12 protein-coding genes are annotated in these 16,021 nt (G+C 52.0%); 7 read left to right on the top strand and 5 right to left on the bottom strand.

All coding sequences use genetic code 11. The features are described 5' to 3' along the window. The first annotated feature begins 63 nt into the window (after nt 1-63). The 4 genes from Q334_RS0111200 (at nt 64) to Q334_RS0111185 (ending at nt 4,594) form a co-directional block, all read left to right on the top strand. Nucleotides 64-1,356 (top strand): NCS2 family permease, encoded by a 1,293-nt coding sequence (locus Q334_RS0111200; RefSeq protein WP_027313288.1) that lies wholly within the window; start codon nt 64-66, stop codon nt 1,354-1,356. A 77-nt stretch (nt 1,357-1,433) separates the two neighbouring features. Then, a complete protein-coding gene (locus tag Q334_RS0111195; RefSeq protein ID WP_027313287.1) occupies nt 1,434-2,063 on the top strand; it encodes a hypothetical protein in 630 nt (209 codons plus the stop codon). 131 nt (nt 2,064-2,194) lie between these two features. Continuing rightward, the gene (locus tag Q334_RS0111190; RefSeq protein ID WP_027313286.1) at nt 2,195-3,532 is read left to right on the top strand and encodes an ArsB/NhaD family transporter; all 1,338 of its coding nucleotides are present in this window, start codon (nt 2,195-2,197) and stop codon (nt 3,530-3,532) included. Between the two features lie 126 nt (nt 3,533-3,658). After that, the gene (locus Q334_RS0111185; RefSeq protein WP_027313285.1) at nt 3,659-4,594 is read left to right on the top strand and encodes an exopolyphosphatase; all 936 of its coding nucleotides are present in this window, start codon (nt 3,659-3,661) and stop codon (nt 4,592-4,594) included. A 57-nt stretch (nt 4,595-4,651) separates the two neighbouring features. On the opposite strand, the gene xthA is transcribed toward Q334_RS0111185, so the two are convergent. Both xthA and Q334_RS0111175 read right to left on the bottom strand, forming a co-directional pair. Then, complete coding sequence (gene xthA, locus Q334_RS0111180) at nt 4,652-5,464, bottom strand: exodeoxyribonuclease III (protein ID WP_027313284.1); 813 nt, start codon at nt 5,462-5,464, stop codon at nt 4,652-4,654. A gap of 1 nt (nt 5,465) precedes the next feature. After that, nucleotides 5,466-7,259, bottom strand: a complete 1,794-nt coding sequence (locus tag Q334_RS0111175) for an AMP-dependent synthetase/ligase (RefSeq protein ID WP_035461355.1) — start codon at nt 7,257-7,259, stop codon at nt 5,466-5,468. A 165-nt stretch (nt 7,260-7,424) separates the two neighbouring features. On the opposite strand from Q334_RS0111175, the gene gor reads away from it, so the two are divergent. Beyond that, nucleotides 7,425-8,777: a glutathione-disulfide reductase gene (gene gor / locus Q334_RS0111170; RefSeq protein WP_027313282.1), complete on the top strand. Its 1,353-nt coding sequence runs from the start codon at nt 7,425-7,427 to the stop codon at nt 8,775-8,777. A gap of 224 nt (nt 8,778-9,001) precedes the next feature. On the opposite strand, the gene Q334_RS0111165 is transcribed toward gor, so the two are convergent. Together Q334_RS0111165 and Q334_RS0111160 are read right to left on the bottom strand one after the other, a co-directional pair. Continuing rightward, entirely contained in the window at nt 9,002-10,165 is a 1,164-nt protein-coding gene (locus tag Q334_RS0111165) for a cation:proton antiporter domain-containing protein (RefSeq protein WP_027313281.1), read from the bottom strand. Between the two features lie 27 nt (nt 10,166-10,192). Beyond that, nucleotides 10,193-11,455 (bottom strand): MATE family efflux transporter, encoded by a 1,263-nt coding sequence (locus Q334_RS0111160; RefSeq protein WP_051527735.1) that lies wholly within the window; start codon nt 11,453-11,455, stop codon nt 10,193-10,195. Between the two features lie 183 nt (nt 11,456-11,638). On the opposite strand from Q334_RS0111160, the gene nfuA reads away from it, so the two are divergent. Next, on the top strand, nt 11,639-12,229 hold the full coding sequence (gene nfuA, locus Q334_RS0111155) for a Fe-S biogenesis protein NfuA (RefSeq protein ID WP_027313279.1): 591 nt from the start codon (nt 11,639-11,641) through the stop codon (nt 12,227-12,229). Nucleotides 12,230-12,782: 553 nt separating this feature from the next. Here nfuA and Q334_RS0111150 read toward each other — a convergent pair. Continuing rightward, nucleotides 12,783-13,856, bottom strand: coding sequence for a 3-deoxy-7-phosphoheptulonate synthase (locus tag Q334_RS0111150; protein ID WP_027313278.1), 1,074 nt, complete (start codon nt 13,854-13,856; stop codon nt 12,783-12,785). Nucleotides 13,857-14,067: 211 nt separating this feature from the next. On the opposite strand from Q334_RS0111150, the gene dsbD reads away from it, so the two are divergent. Further along, on the top strand, nt 14,068-15,954 hold the full coding sequence (gene dsbD, locus Q334_RS0111145) for a protein-disulfide reductase DsbD (protein ID WP_027313277.1): 1,887 nt from the start codon (nt 14,068-14,070) through the stop codon (nt 15,952-15,954). Nucleotides 15,955-16,021 lie beyond the last annotated feature (67 nt).

Here is a 16,021-nt window from a genome sequence, read left to right as displayed (position 1 = left end):
GCGAATTGAAGCTGGCAGCCAATAACAAGCGAAAAGACACCTAATAGCCAAGGTTGAGCCAAGATGCTGGAATCATTGTTTAAGCTAAAGGAACACGGGACTACCGTGAGAACAGAAGTGGTGGCAGGGATCACCACGTTCTTGACGATGGCCTATATCATCTTTGTTAACCCTTCTATTCTGGCGATTTCTGGAATGGATCAGGGGGCCGTATTTGTTGCTACCTGTGTGGCGGCCGCAATCGGTTGCTTCATTATGGGCTTTATCGCTAACTATCCTATCGCGTTGGCTCCCGGCATGGGGCTGAATGCCTTCTTTACTTTCGCCGTGGTCGGTGAAATGGGGTATTCCTGGCAGGTAGCGCTGGGAGCGGTGTTTCTCTCTGGTGTAACTTTCTTGTTGCTGAGCCTGTTCCGGGTGCGTGAGTGGATCATCAATGCCATTCCTCAACCGTTGCGGATGGGGGTGGCGGCCGGTATTGGCTTGTTCCTGGCTATTATTGCCCTGAAAAGCGCAGGTATTGTGGTGGATAATCCTGCCACGCTGGTTGGCTTGGGCGATGTGAGCTCCCCCTCGGTACTGCTGACGGCATTGGGCTTTGTTCTCATTGTGGCGCTGTCGCACTACCGCGTTCCTGGCTCGGTAATGATTGGCATTCTGGTCGTGACTGCCATTGGCATTATGTTGGATGAGGCGCAGTTGGCGGGGGTGATGTCGATGCCTCCCAGTGTCGCTCCTACCTTTATGCAGATGGATATTGCAGGTGCGCTGAATATTGGCATGCTGAGCATTATTTTTGCGTTCTTGTTCGTGGATTTGTTTGATACCGCCGGCACTTTGGTTGGGGTATCGCAGCGTGCTGGTTTGTTGGATGAGCAGGGCAAACTGCCGCGTATGGGACGTGCTTTGATTGCCGACTCTACCGCTACTATGGCGGGAGCCATGATGGGAACTTCCACCACCACCAGTTACATTGAAAGTGCTGCTGGGGTGAGTGCGGGTGGTCGCACTGGCCTAACGGCTGTAGTCGTGGGAGGCCTGTTTTTATTGGCGCTGTTCTTTTCGCCCTTGGCTTCGTCTATCCCGGTTTATGCTACAGCGGGGGCATTGCTATATGTGGCCGTACTGATGGCAGGTGCCTTGGCGAAGGTGGAGTGGGATGATATTACCGAGGCGGCTCCGGTACTGATTACTGCAATCAGTATGCCTTTGACCTTCTCCATTGCTCACGGTATTGCGTTGGGCTTTATTAGTTATGGAGCCATTAAAGTGGCTTCTGGACGCTACCGTGAAGCAGGGGCAGGGGCGCTGATTCTAGCAGTGCTGTTTGTCGTCAAGTTTATCTATTTGGGGTAAGCTCTGCTGACCGGAAAAAGCCGCCCTTACCGGGCGGTTTTTTTATTTTGGCAGTGACGTAAAAAGGGGATTGATCAATGCGCTCGCTGTGGCTTGTAGCATTCGTGATCTGGTTAAGTGGTTGTGCCACTGTGATGCAGGGGCAACATAAGAATTATGTGAATCCTTATCAGCCTGTGCAGATGAATGCCAAGCTGGTGTTGGAGGCGCCTCTTGAGGCCAAAGGGTACTTGGATACGCTAACGTTGCAATTGCTGGGCAAGGGCTTTAGCCATGCTTATGTGAAGGAACAGGCACCTAAAGATTATCAACCGGACTATCGTGTACTGTTGTCACTTGGCAAGAGTACTGGGCAAAAAACCGTCTCCGAGCCGCAATATGGTTATGTCAATGAAGGCTGGCGTACAGAGTGCGTCGATACCGCTAATGGACGTCAGTGTAACTCGGTGCCGCAGATGAGCTGGGAGGTTGTGGGATATCAGGACAAACAGGTGGTGACGCAGCGCTTGTCCGTCAGTTTGGAATGGTTACCCGCTAAAGGTGGGGAGGCTGTATTAAAAAGCGTGGCTGAGAGTGATCAGGCAGGTTGTGCCGATGACAAGCTATATCGCTTTCTCTTGACCCAAGCGGTGCAGCGAATGGATTTTTTACAGAGTCGTGAAGCTCCGTTTCAGGTGGAAATGCCGGAAGATTACAGCTGCCAATAAGCTGTCGTTATTGCACCCTTGATACAGCTCAAGTAGCACCCTGGCTAAAGTTGGCTATCTTCTAGGATGCCCGCTGCGTCTAATCGAGGACGGGGCGGGCATTTTTGTATTCATTCATAGAGGAAGCGAAGATGGTCGAGCCGTTAGTGCTGACCGATGCCATGCTGGTGTCGGGGTTAATTCTGGCTTTCACTTTCATTGGTATTTTTACTGAACAGATGCATGGCTATGAACGGGCTAAGTTCGCCATGCTGGGGGCAGGACTGATGTTGGTGGCAGGCCAGTATTACGGCTTTTATAGCCCTGAAAAGGCAATAGAGGCTGTGGATTGGAATGTCGTGTTTCTATTGGGCTGCATGATGGCAATCGTTGCCATTATGTTGCCAACGGGAGGTTTTGAGGCCTTGGCTGCTTGGTTAGCTAGGGTAAGCGGGGGACGGCAGTTCCTATTGCTCTGTCTGTTGGGGACAGCTGTGACCCTGATCTCGCTATTGTTGGATAACGTCACTACGGTGGTGATTTTTGGGCCGCTGATTGTGTTGATTGCCCAGGCTTTAAAAGTCAGTCCTATTCCGTATTTGTTAGCCGCTGCGTTATTGTCGGATACCGGTGGGGTAGCCACCCTGGTAGGAGATCCTCCCAATTTGATGATTGGCTCGGCTGCCGGAATTGATTTCAATACCTTTTTCAGTCATATGGGCGGCATTGTTTTGGCGGCCTGGATTGCTATTTTGTTTGCTTTGCGTTTTCTCTGCCGGCACAGCTTGCATGTGGCGACTCAGGGAAGTTTTGAGGAAAACTTCCAATTTCATAATCGTAAATTGTGGAATCAGTCGTTGTGCGTATTGGGACTGATGGTAGTGCTCTTTATGTTTCATCATGCTATTGGCTGGGCGCCTTGGATGGTGGCGGCAACGGGGCTAACCCTGTTGCTGTTTATTGCCCGTCATGTTGAGCTGGAGCATGCGATGGAAGAAGTGGAAATGCCATTGCTGATGTTTTTCGTCGCGCTGTTTGTGATGGTGGGTGGGGTCGAGCAAAGCCGTTTTCTGGAATACATTGGCCAATTTATTCTGCCCTTTATTCAGCAAGACCTGTTGATGGCGACCCTGGTATTGATGTGGGTAGCGGCAATTTTGTCGGCCATGATCGATAACATCCCCTTTACTGCGGCGATGATCCCTATTTTGCTTGGCGTTGAGGCGCAGGGGGTGAATGTCACGCCGCTGTGGTGGGCGCTGGCAATTGGGGTGGGGATGGGGGGCAATGGCACTCATATCGGCTCAACTGCCAATGTGTACATTGTGACGCTCTCCGAACGCTTGGCCAAAGAGCGTAACGATCCCAGTCTGGCGATTACCCCTTGGGTGTGGTTTCGCATTGGTACGCCGGCTATGTTGGTCACGTTGGTTGTGTCCTCGGTTGTCTTTACCTTGTTTTTCGAGTTTTTTGCCACTTCCTGGCGATAATCAGCGTGGGCGTCGGAGAAGAGTGACTCTTCGGCGCCATTACCGCTTGCCTTCATCCCCCAGTCCATCTAAAAATCAATCAGGGCCCGTTTGTCTATGTGGCCCAATAATAATAACGAGGTAGTTATGGGGCACAGTGAAGGCTATCGCTTGGTAACCCGTGGGGATTTCGATGGCTTGGTATGTGCGATGCTCCTGCGAGAGCTCGATCTGATCGACGACATCCTGTTAGTTCATCCTAAAGATATGCAAAGCGGTGAAGTGGCGATTAACGGTTCAGATATCACCGCCAACTTGCCTTATGTTCCAGCCTGCCATTTGGCGTTTGATCATCATCACAGTGAAGTACTGCGTTATGCCTCATTAGAGCCTGATAACCTGATTTTGGATGCTAAGGCCCCCTCTTGTGCACGGGTGGTATACAACCACTTTGGCGGAGCCAAGCGTTTTCCACATATTGACCCTGAGTTATTGTTGGCGGTAGACAAGGGGGACTCCGCTGCTTTTTGCCTGGATGAAATCCTCAATCCCAGTGGCTGGGTGTTGCTTAACTTTATTATGGATGCGCGCACTGGCCTGGGTCGTTTCCGCAACTTCCGCATTTCCAACTATCAGTTGATGTTGAAACTAGTGCAGTACTGCCGTGACCATAGCATTGAGCAAATTCTGCAGCAGGAGGATGTCAAAGAGCGGGTTGAGCTGTACTTTGAACATCAGCAACGGGCGAAAGAGCAGCTGAACCGCTGTGTGAGGGTAGAGGGCAAACTGGCGGTGCTGGATTTACGTGAAGAAGAGGTGATCTGGGCCACCAATCGCTTCATGGTGTATGCCTTATATTCCCAAACCAATATTTCGATGCATTGCATTTGGGGGGTAAAGCAGCGCAATACGGTTTTTGCGTTAGGGAAGTCAATCTTTCAGCGTGACTGCCCGGTCAACATCGGTGAGCTGTGCTTGGAGTTTGGCGGGGGTGGGCATGCCAATGCGGGCACCTGTCAGGTGGATAATGAACATGCTGAACGGGTACAGGCCTTGCTGGTTGAGCGTTGTCGACAAGACTAGTGGGTGGAGCTGCGGAGACGAGGGGATACCAGGCTCCGCTTATTCGCTTACCCTGGATTAGCGAAAGCTAGCCCAGATCGGACAGTGGTCAGAAGGCTTTTCCATTGCTCTGATTGTGTAATCAATCCCTGCATCCTGCAGTTTGGCCAGCAAGGGAGAGGTGACCAGAATGTGGTCGATGCGCAGCCCCCGCTTGGGGGTGTCCTCAAAGCCTTTGCTACGGTAGTCGAACCAGCTAAACCATTCCTGGTTATCTGGGTTAAGTTGGCGCCAGGTGTCGGTTAAACCCCATCCAAGCAAACGCTGATACCACTCGCGCTCTTCCGGCTGGAAGCTGGTTTTGCCGGTACGCAGCCAGCGCTTACGGTTGTCTTCACCGATGCCAATATCGTTATCCGCCGGTGAAATATTAAAGTCTCCCATCACCACTACCTGCTGTTGATTATCCAGGCGTTGCTCCAGGTAATCCTGCAACTGGTTATAGAAGCGGCGTTTATGGGGGAACTTGAGGGGATGGTCAACGCTTTCTCCTTGCGGGAAATAGCCATTGAGCACGATCACGGGTTTGCCTTCGGCATCAGCGTAAGTGCCGATGATCATTCGGCGTTGGGCATCCTCTTCATCATCGGGAAAGCCCTTCTCTAACGCCAAGGGCGCCTGCTTGGAGAGTAAGGCCACGCCATAGTGGCCTTTTTGGCCATGATAGTGCACCTGGTAACCCAGTGCCTGTACATCCGCCAGGGGAAACTGCTCATCCGCGACCTTGATTTCCTGCAGGCCAATGACATCGGGTTGGTGTTGTTCAATCAGCGCCGCTAATTGATGGGGGCGTGCACGGAGGCCATTGATATTAAAGGAAATAATTTTCATATTAGCTCGGCATCTGCGAATAGATGGATTTTAGCTGCTCTTTGAAGCGAGCCATGATCTGCAGGCGGCGCAGCTTGAGGGTAGGGGTGAGACATTGGTTTTCTACCGTCCAGCCCTGATCGGTCAGAAGGACTTGGCGAATTTTGGCATAGCCCGGCATTTGTCCCAGGCTGCCATTCAGGCGACGTACTAATTTAGTCCGTGCGGCCTGAGGTAACTCCTGCAACTGTTTAGGGTTGAGGCCTTCACTTTGGCAGTAATCGCGCCAGTTTTCTGGGTTCACCACCACAATGGCGGTCAGGAAGGCCTGGCCATCCCCCGCTACCATGATTTGTTCAACTAACGGATCCAATGCCATGGCCTGTTCTAGGTCATTGGGGGAGATGTTCTCACCATTGGAAAGCACCATAATGTCTTTGGCACGACCCCGGATATGAATACGCCCGCGTTGGTCAATTTCCGCCAGGTCTCCGGTGCTTAGCCAGCCATCGGCATCCAGAATTGCGGCGGTAGCATCGGCTTGTTTCCAATAGCCCTGCATGACGGAGTCTCCCTTGACCAGTAGCTCGCCGTTCTCCCCTAAACGAATTTGTAGGTGGCTTAACGGACGGCCCACACTAAAGGGGTGGTTACCGGTGAGGTGGTTGACTGAAACAACGGGACTGGCTTCGGTTAAGCCATACCCTTGGAGCAGATTCATGCCCAGGCCGCAGAAGATTTCCGCCAGCTCATTGGCCAGTGCTGCACCGCCACTGACGGCAATGCGCAAACGTCCGCCAAAGGCATCCCGGATATTTTGTGAAACCTTGGGCACCAGAATAGGGGCCAGCAAACACAAAGGATGCCAGCGCATTTCCCCCTGCTGATACATAAATTGGCGCCAGCCGGCTTTAACTGCCAACCGGAAGAGGCGGCGTTTTTGCGGCTGATCCTTCAGCGCATCAACAATTTTGCGATAGAAGCGCTCAAACAAGCGTGGCACCGCAATCATAATGGTGGGGGCGACCTGTTTGAGATCATGGGCGAGGGTTTCGATGCCGCGAGCATGGGCGACGCTGGCCCCTAGCATCATCGGGATGTAGTAGCCGCCGGTACGCTCCAGCATGTGGGACAGCGGCAACACCGATAGAAAAATGTCCTCCTGGTAGCCATCAATAAACTCTAATGAAGAGGAGGCATCCATCAACATATTACGATGGCTGAGCATCACGCCTTTGGGGAGGCCAGTGGTGCCGGAGGTATAAACAATGGTAGCTAAGCTGTCGGGCTCAACCTGTGCCAGGGCGTAAGGCAGGTCAGCATGGGGAGGGAGCCAATCTTCCAGCGCAGTAATATCACTGCGCTCATCCGGTTGTAGTGCCAGTACCCGTTGCAAATGGGGGAGCTGGGCCTCCATATCCTGTAACTGGCGCCATTGGCTACTGGAGCTAAAGAGCACTAATTTAGCTTCGGTATCCTGCAGGATGTGGGCAACATTACCGACCCGATCATTGATGTATAGGGGGACGGTAACCAGGCCCAAGCCAAGGGCGGCTAAATCAAATAACACCCAATCCAGGGAGTTTTTAATCATCAGGGCAACACGGTCACCTGCTTGCAGGCCTTCATTACGGAAGGCTTGTTGCCAGCGGGCGGCTTCCTTGGCGACTTCTTTCCAGCTCACCCCTTTCCATTGGCGGGTGGCTGCATCGTGGACTTGATAGGCAGTTTGTTCTTCGCTGCGACGGACACGTTCTAGAAAAAGTGCAGGGACGGTGGTCGCTTGTTCGAAGAAGATGACATCTTTCGTTTTCATAATTATCAGCTTGTATCGACCAAGCGGAAAACTCTAGCAGGCTGCCTAACAGAAGCAAAGTCTCCAGAGGAACTTGGCGGCTCGATCGGCGTCTTAGCACCATGCGAGTCGTATATCAGTTAAAGCTTTTATACACTGGGACAATCTAATGAAGAGGAAGTGAAGGTGAGCCAATACGATTTTGATTTGTTTGTCATCGGTGCCGGTTCGGGTGGGGTGCGTACAGCGCGGATGGCAGCAGGCCTAGGTGCGCGGGTGGCGGTATGTGAAGACCGCTATATGGGAGGCACCTGTGTCAATGTTGGTTGCGTGCCGAAGAAACTGTATTCCTATGCTGCTCACTATGGACATGATTTTGATGATGCGGCTGGTTTTGGCTGGCAGGTTGAGTCTGTACGTTTTGATTGGTCGACCTTGCGTGACAATAAGAAAGCGGAAATTGCCCGCCTTAATGGTATTTACCGCAATATGCTCGGCCAGGCCGGAGTGAGCTTGATTGATGGCCGTGGCCGGGTTGTGGGGCCTCATGAGGTTGAGGTGGCGGGCCAACGTTATCGGGCAGAACGGATTTTGTTGGCAACTGGTGGCTGGCCGTTTATTCCTGAGGTGACAGGTAAGGAATTAGCGATTACCTCCAATGAGGTATTTGATCTGGAGACATTACCCCAGGCAATGGTGATTGTGGGGGGAGGTTATATCGCGGTGGAGTTTGCCAGTATCTTTGCTGGCTTAGGGGTGGAGACGCATCTTTGTTATCGCGGCTCACTGTTTTTGCGTGGCTTTGATGATGAAATACGTGCCTTTGTCGCTGAGGAAATGACTAAAAAAGGGGTGAAGTTGCACTTCAACACGGAGGTGAAGGCGCTGGCAGGGGAGCCTGGTGCGTTGCAAGTCAGCTTGAGCAGCGGCGAGACGCTGCAGGTGCAGCAAGTGCTCTATGCAACCGGTCGCAAGCCGAACGTACAGGGCTTAGGGATTGAGGCGCTTGGAGTGGTATTGGATCAGCAAGGAGCGGTCGTGGTTAATGACAGCTTCCAGACTTCAGTGCCTTCCATTTATGCGCTGGGGGATGTGATCAATCGGGTACAGCTGACTCCAGTTGCTCTGGCGGAGGGCACCTTTCTGGCTCACCACCTGTTTGGTGAGGGGCGTCCTCAGCCGGATTATCAGTACATTCCCACTGCTGTTTTTACCCATCCGAATATTGCCACGGTTGGTTTAACAGAAGCACAGGCAATAGAGCAGGGACACCAGGTGGCGGTGTATCGTTCCAGCTTCCGGGCGCTCAAGCACACATTGTCGGGGAGTGAAGAGCGTACGCTGATGAAGATGCTGGTGGATCAAACAACCGATAAGGTGTTAGGCATTCATATGGTGGGAGCTGAAGCTGGCGAAATTATTCAGGGGATGGCGGTAGCGTTAAAAGCTGGAGCGACCAAAGCGGTCTTTGATGCCACGATTGGCATTCATCCTACAGCAGCAGAAGAGTTTGTGACGATGCGCACACCAGTGCGTTAGTGATGTACGAAGGTAGGGGAAAATCGGGCAGAAGGGCCGACACCAGGCTGGCCCTTCTCACTCCCTGCCCTAGGGGATCAAACTTAAGCACGCCGAGCTAGTATAGCCAAGCTCCGTTGACTTGTCTGTAGCCGGTTACATAAAGTCAAATACTTTCTCCATGAGTGCGTTTTTTTCCGTGTTTCTCAGCATAAATCGCTTTATGTGCCTACATCCTTCTTTAGTTAGTCGCGACGTAGATGGTCCGGTATGGCAATTGGACAGGGAAAATTAAAGGCAACGATATAGGACGACAACAGAAAGGTCAGAATCGCGGTGGCCTGTATCACATGGGAAGCTTCTATGCCGATTAAGCGTAGATCCGTGGCTAGGTAGGCGATCAACAGGGAGAACTCGCTGACCTGACCAAGACGGAAGCCTATCTCCCATCCCATCGAGCGCCCTTCGCTAATGCGGGTGAGCAGTAAGCGGAAAATAACCGGCTTGAGGCCCAACACCAGCGCTGCCAAGACCAAGGCGGGCAGCAGAATGTCATCCAGCAAGGCTAGATTGAAGCTGGCGCCAATCGAGAAGAAGAACAGAATTAAGAAGAAATCACGCAATGGCTTCAGACTGGTGGCGATGTACTGAGAGATAGGGCTGGTGGCTAACGCGACCCCGGCGGTAAAAGCCCCCATTTCTGCTGATAAACCGAGCCACTGAGCGCCCTCTGCTAAACCTAAGCACCAGCCAATGGCAACCAGGAAAATATATTCATGGAAGCGGTCAAAGGCCTGGATCAGGCGCAGTAACACATATTTGACGAAGACAAAGGCGAACCCAATCATTACTGGGAAGGCGAGTAAGGTCTTCAAATAAGTACTGGCTCCACCATCTCCTTCGCCGGAATAAAGTGCAAGCAGCACGATGATGGCAATCACGTCTTGCAGCAATAGCAAGCCGACTACTAGCTCACCGGTATGCTTGTGGTGTAGTACGGTAGTAGGAAGAAGCTTGATACCAATGATGGTGCTGGAGAACATCATGGCTAAGCCAATAATCAGGCTTTCCGTCTGACTAAAACCAAAGAGTATGCCCACCGCATAGCCAAAGCCGGCAAAGGCTAAGGAGCTTAGTACAGCGACCAGCGTGGCTTTTCGTAGCATATGAATCAGGTGGGAGGGCTGCATGTCCAGGCCGAGCAGGAACAACAGAAAAATAATACCGATGTGGGCGATTTCATCCAGTAGCTTAATGTCGGCCACCCAACCAAAACCGTAGGGGCCAAAGGTGGCGCCTAACACAATATAGGCAACCAATAGTGGTTGCCGAGTGTAGAGTGCTACAGAGGCAAGCAGTGCAGCGCCTGCAAAAATTAAGAAAAACGAATAAACCAGATGCTGTTCCATGCTAGAGCCCAGGGTCAGGTGAGCGCGTCAGATAGGCGCATATTGCCAGTTTCTTTTATGCCAAATCCATAGAAACAAGACAGACGACAAACAACGTTGCACAAAGTGTACCAGCCAAATGGCTACCAAGCCGCCTCCGAGTACGGGGCCGAATAGCCAGGCAAAGGGCAAAAAGAATAACCACTGGCTGGCAATATTGATTTGCATGGCTGTTTTGCCTGAGCCACAACCCAATAAAGCCTGATTGAGCACTAGGGCTGCCGCATCTAAGACCAGCATCAGTGCTGTGAGTTTTAGAGGAGTTTGCGCCAGAGCGATCAATTCGGGCTGATGCAGGAAAAGCGCCAGAATGCTGTCACTGAATAGCCATAAGGGTAACGCTAACAGGGCCAGGAGGATAAACGCCAAGCGGACGCCTGTTACTCCCCAGGCAAAGGCGGAGTCTTGCTGCTGACGCCCTAAATCCTGATTGATCAGCGTTGTGCAGGCAATCCCGGTGCCGACGCCAGGAAGAATCAATAGCAGGGACAAATTGACCAGTACGTGAGCCACTGCCTGTTCACGGGTTCCGATCAGGCCAATCACCCAAAACATCAGCATCAGGCCAAAAGCAAAAAACAATTGCTGAGTTGAATGGGGAATCAGGGTGCGGATCAGACCTTTGCCAGTGCGCCAGCAGGGTGCCCAACGGCTATGGGTTTGCCGCCAACTCCGCCAGGCGAAGATGCCGCACCCCAGCCATAGTGAAATGAAGGTACCTAACCCTGCCCCCTCTGGGCCCCATTCCGGTAATCCCAGGTAGCCTTTTACCAGCACTAAACTCAGTAAAATATTGAGTCCATGCAAAGCAGCTAACCATTTGAGATAGGCGAGGGTACTGCCCTGACCATGGAAAAAGCCGCGAAAAACCAAGTTTAGTGCGACTGCTGGTAGGGCAAGTAAACGCCAGAATAGGTAACTTGATGCAGTGTGCTGCACCTCCGCTGATGGATTTAGCCAGTTCAGCAACCAAGGCGCAGCGGTGAGCATTAGTAAAGTGAGACTGGTACCCAGTAGCAATGCGAGTAAACAGGCACTGCTGAGAAGAGGGGCAAACAGCTGAGGTTGTTGGCGGCCAAGAAAGCGGGCAGTGCGTCCCTGTACACCGGCAGCTAACCCCAGGAGTACAGAAGCAGCAAGAAACGCCACGTATCCACCGAGGCCGACCCCAGCCAATGCCACCTCACCGTAGGGGCCCACTAAGGCGGTATCGACCAAGTTCAGCAGGCTTTGGGAAAGCATGCCGATCATGATGGGTAAGCTCAAGGAAAGGAGTTTTCGCGTGCGCACAAACGAAGTACATCTAAAGAGAGTGGCGGCATTGTAGCAAAAAGCGTAGTTGGCTGGGGGAAATAATAACCAAGCGATTTAGTAGGGTTTAACTTATATCAGCACTCCCTTACAATAGAGGCACTTTGATGAGGTAAGGCTGCTATGTTGACTGTAACCGACAGCGCTCAGGACTACCTGGCGCAACTGCTTGAAAAGCAAGGTGTAGAAGGGATTGCTGTACGTATTTTCGTAACCCAGCCTGGAACGCCTTATGCTGAAACTTGCTTGGCGTATTGCCGTCCTGAAGAAGTTATTCCCACTGATGAAGTGATGGAACTAGCGAAGTTTCGTGTCTATGTAGAACCCAACAGTATTCCTTATTTGGAAGAGGCTGTGGTGGACTATGCTTCTGACCGCATGGGTGGGCAGCTGACGATTAAGGCGCCGAATGCCAAGATGCCCAAGGTGAATCCAGATAGCCCTATCGAAGATCAGATTAACTATATTCTCTACTCGGAAGTGAATCCTGGTTTGGCTAGTCATGGTGGCGAAGTGAGTTTGGTCCGTCTAGAGGACACTGAGCTAGGCAAGTTGGCTATTCTGAAGTTTGGTGGGGGTTGCCAGGGCTGTAGCGCAGTGGACATGACCCTGAAGGAAGGGGTTGAGAAAACCCTGGTGGAGCGAGTAAAAGGTTTGGTAGGCGTGCGGGATGTCACTGATCACACCGTTAAAGACAACGCCTATTATCAATAAGCCTAGTTTATATGCCTAAATGTTATGGTGAAGAGTTGTACGTTTTTTGTACTCTTGTGCTATAACTTTAGTCACTGCTCTCTGTTCGTTATGCTCCCCGCTGGGGATGGTAAAGCTTAGATAGCGTATTGATAACAGAGGCGGTCACGGATGCAGCGCAAAGCTGCATCCGCGAAACTCTCCCAGTGATAGGGGCTGCATAAGTGTCTTGATCTGGTTAACCAATACGAGGAGGGTTCAACGCTGCTAACTAAAGGTAAGTGTTTGTGAGAGCAAATGTTAGTTGATAGCAAGTGTTTAAATGAATGCTGGAGTAGCAGTAAGAGTCTTAATCGTGAATCACTTAACTGTGAATCGATTGTAAAATTGAATACTGAGTATTAACTCGTTAGATCTGTAAATAGCGAAACGTGCTGAAATCGCTAAAGTGCTTAACCTACGTTTTTAAACGGATTTTTCCCTTCCATTAGGCAGAGCCTCGGCTCTGCCTTTTTATTTGTCTGGCGTGTTTAGGGAGGGGAGGCGGGCTGCCCCTGATCCTCCCTGAAGGTGATTAACTGCGCCGACCAGGAAGTATGTCCTTTAAACGTGCGCGGATATCACGCAGGCATTTGGCCGTGGTGTCCCAATCGATGCAGCCATCCGTGACGGATACGCCGTACTCCAGCTGAGAAAGATCGGCCGGAATAGACTGGTTGCCTGCCTTGATGTGGCTCTCAATCATCAGTCCTACAATCGACTTATTACCCTCCAGGATTTGATTGGCAACGTTCTCGGCAACTAAGGGCTGCAGTTCAGGGTTCTTGCTGGAGTTAGCGTGGCTGCAATCAACCATGATGTTGGCCTGCAGCTTGGCCTTGTCCAGTTGTTGATCACAGAGGGCTACGCTAACCGAGTCATAGTTCGGCTTGCCGCCACCACCGCGTAGAACAACATGGCCATAGGCATTGCCACGGGTGCGGGTAATCGCTACCTGGCCATTCTCGTTGATGCCGAGAAAACTGTGCGGTTGAGAAACGGACTTGAGAGCGTTGATGGCAACATCAAGGCTGCCATCAGTACCGTTCTTGAAACCGATGGCACAGGAAAGACCACTGGCCATTTCCCGGTGGGTTTGGGATTCAGTGGTACGGGCACCGATGGCGGACCAGCTAATCAAATCTTGCAGATACTGTGGAGAGATAGGATCCAGTGCCTCGGTTGCCAGAGGCAGACCAGTCTCAGCCAAATCCAGTAACAGCTGACGCGCAATATGCAGGCCCTCTTCGATCTCAAAGGTGTCATTGAGATGAGGGTCATTGATTAGTCCCTTCCAGCCGACAGTGGTACGAGGCTTCTCAAAATAGACTCGCATCACTAAGAACAGAGTATCGGAGACTTCATCAGCCAATTGACGCAGGCGCTCGGCATAGTCTTTGGCCGCTGCAACATCGTGAATCGAGCAGGGACCAACCACTACGAATAGGCGGTGATCCTTGCCATCTAGAATGTTTCGAATGGTTTGGCGTCCCGCCATGACGCTGGCACAGGCCTGGTCTGAGAGAGGAAGTTTGTCTTTTAGCTGATCCGGTGTGATCAGCAGTGTTTGCGACTCAATATTGAGGTTTTCTACGCGTAAATCCGTCATGTTGTTACCTGGGCATTGCCCTGAAATCTGAGGCTCCTTCGTGGAAGCCTTCTTTATACCCTAACGACTAAGTCGTCCCCGCTGATGTTGTACCACAGTCAAGGAGGCGACTTAAGCCTTGAAGCTGGGCGCTAAGACGAAAATATGGATAATGCCTGCGGAACTCTTAGATTGACCCAGGGTCGAACGGGCACCGAAGTGAGGAGCCTCTATGTTTGCGCGTCTAGTTGGATTGATTGGTTTAGTGTTAGTGCTGCCCAGCTGGGCTGGGCTTTTCTCCTCGCAGGCTGAAGGCCCGCTTGAGGTTGAGCAGGCTTATCAATTTTCGGCGGTACAGCAAGGTAATCAACTGATTCTTAACTGGCTGATTACGGACGGCTATTACCTCTATCGGGATAAGGTGGAGTTGAGCAACCCTGGCCCTGTGTTATTGCTGGAGCGTCGTTATCCTCCTTCACAAAGCAAGGATGATCCACTATTCGGCCAAGTAGAGGTGTATTACCAGGAAGTGACACTGGAAGTCGATATGGCCAGTGCGCTGAGTGGCCCGGCGGATGATGTGATCAAAGTCACCTATCAGGGTTGTTGGGAAGGTGGAATTTGTTATCCCCCTGTGAGCAAGGAGGTGAAGGTCAGCCAAGTTGCGCCTTTGGCCGCTGGAGCAGGGTTGGCGAACAGTCAAGCGGTCCTCCAAACCAATGCTGCTCAGGGCTCGGCAGGGCAGGTCTTGCCACAAGGGCAAGGGGTGACTCCTCCGCCGGCGACTGTATCGGCTCTTAGCAGTAGCTCTAATTGGTGGCAGGCAGGGCAGTTTGAATTTGTCAGCTTGCTAGAGCGCCAACCCTGGTGGTTGGTGTTGGCCATTTTCTTTGTGGCAGGTTTGGGATTGGCTCTGACTCCCTGTGTGTTTCCTATGTTGCCGATTCTGTCCAGCATTCTGGCCGGACAGCGGCAACTCACAGCCTGGCGTGGCTTTTGCCTGGCTCTGGTTTACGTCGTGTCGATGGCACTGACTTATACCTCGGCGGGAGTCATTGCCGGCTTGTTTGGTGCCAATATTCAGGTTTGGCTACAGATGCCGGGAGTGTTGTTGCTAACAGCGTTGTTTTTTTTACTGTTTGCACTGGCGATGTTTGGCGTATTCAACCTGCAAATGCCGAATGCCATACAAAGCTACTTGACTGAATTGAGTCAGCGTCAGCGCGGCGGCAGTTGGCGTGGTGTGGCGGTGATGGGGGTATTATCAGCCTTGATAATGGGGCCCTGTGTTGCGGCGCCGTTGGCGGGAGCCCTGCTTTTTATTGGCCAACAAGGCGATCCTTGGTTAGGAGGCGCGGCTTTATTTGTGCTCAGTATGGGCATGGGAGTGCCATTGCTGGTGTTGGGAGGATCAGCGGGTCACTGGCTGCCGCGGGCCGGCGCCTGGATGCATAAGGTCAAGCAAGCCTTCGGTGTGCTCTTGCTGTTTATGGCCTGGTGGATACTGGCACGTTTGCTTGATGCCACCCTGAGCATGGCCTTGCTGGGTTTGCTATTGGTCGTGTCGATGTTTGCGTTAGGTGTGGTAGGACGACCCAGCGCCAGTGGCTGGGGGAGGACGTGGCAGGCTTTGGGGTTGTTGCTGGCGTTCTATGGCGTTTTATTGCTGGTGGGTGCCGCAGCAGGCGGTCACAATGTGCTCAAACCATTACAACCCTTTGCGGGGGGTGGGGCGGCTGGGGTGAGCGCTGCTAGGCAGGGTTTGGCGTTTAAGTTGGTCAGTACACAAGCGCAATTGGATGCTGAGCTGCTGCAGGCAGCGCAGGAAGGGAAGCCTGTGATGCTGGATTTTTATGCCGACTGGTGTATCTCCTGCAAAGAGCTGGAGTACTTCGTGTTTAGCGATGCACAGGTGGTGAACGCCTTTGCTGATGTGCATTTGGTCAAAATTGATTTGACCGCTAATACGGCGGAGCATAGCCAGATGTATCAGCATTACCGTTTGATTGGCCCACCGGCATTAGCTTTCTATGGAGCGGATGGCCAATATCGTCCTGAGTTGACATGGGCAGGGGTGCTAACGGCTGAACAGCTGCTCGCATTACGTGGACGCCTGTAAACACTAGGTAAGATAAAGTTCTTGCTTGAGCTTTGTGGGACTCTTCTCTAAATTATTCTGTAACGGA

The sequence above is a fragment of the Balneatrix alpica DSM 16621 genome (genome assembly GCF_000619885.1).
Taxonomy (GTDB): Bacteria; Pseudomonadota; Gammaproteobacteria; order Pseudomonadales; family Balneatricaceae; genus Balneatrix; species Balneatrix alpica.
This window is presented reverse-complemented; position numbering and strand designations above follow the sequence as displayed.

Bases quoted from the DNA above. Each gene is read 5' to 3' on its own strand.
- Q334_RS0111175 (WP_035461355.1), bottom strand. From the start codon at position 7,259: ATGAAAACGAAAGATGTCATCTTCTTCGAACAAGCGACCACCGTCCCT.
- xthA (WP_027313284.1), bottom strand. From the start codon at position 5,464: ATGAAAATTATTTCCTTTAATATCAATGGCCTCCGTGCACGCCCCCAT.
- nfuA (WP_027313279.1), top strand. From the start codon at position 11,639: ATGTTGACTGTAACCGACAGCGCTCAGGACTACCTGGCGCAACTGCTT.
- Q334_RS0111200 (WP_027313288.1), top strand. From the start codon at position 64: ATGCTGGAATCATTGTTTAAGCTAAAGGAACACGGGACTACCGTGAGA.
- Q334_RS0111150 (WP_027313278.1), bottom strand. From the start codon at position 13,856: ATGACGGATTTACGCGTAGAAAACCTCAATATTGAGTCGCAAACACTG.
- dsbD (WP_027313277.1), top strand. From the start codon at position 14,068: ATGTTTGCGCGTCTAGTTGGATTGATTGGTTTAGTGTTAGTGCTGCCC.
- Q334_RS0111195 (WP_027313287.1), top strand. From the start codon at position 1,434: ATGCGCTCGCTGTGGCTTGTAGCATTCGTGATCTGGTTAAGTGGTTGT.
- Q334_RS0111160 (WP_051527735.1), bottom strand. From the start codon at position 11,455: ATGATCGGCATGCTTTCCCAAAGCCTGCTGAACTTGGTCGATACCGCC.
- Q334_RS0111185 (WP_027313285.1), top strand. From the start codon at position 3,659: ATGGGGCACAGTGAAGGCTATCGCTTGGTAACCCGTGGGGATTTCGAT.
- Q334_RS0111165 (WP_027313281.1), bottom strand. From the start codon at position 10,165: ATGGAACAGCATCTGGTTTATTCGTTTTTCTTAATTTTTGCAGGCGCT.
- Q334_RS0111190 (WP_027313286.1), top strand. From the start codon at position 2,195: ATGGTCGAGCCGTTAGTGCTGACCGATGCCATGCTGGTGTCGGGGTTA.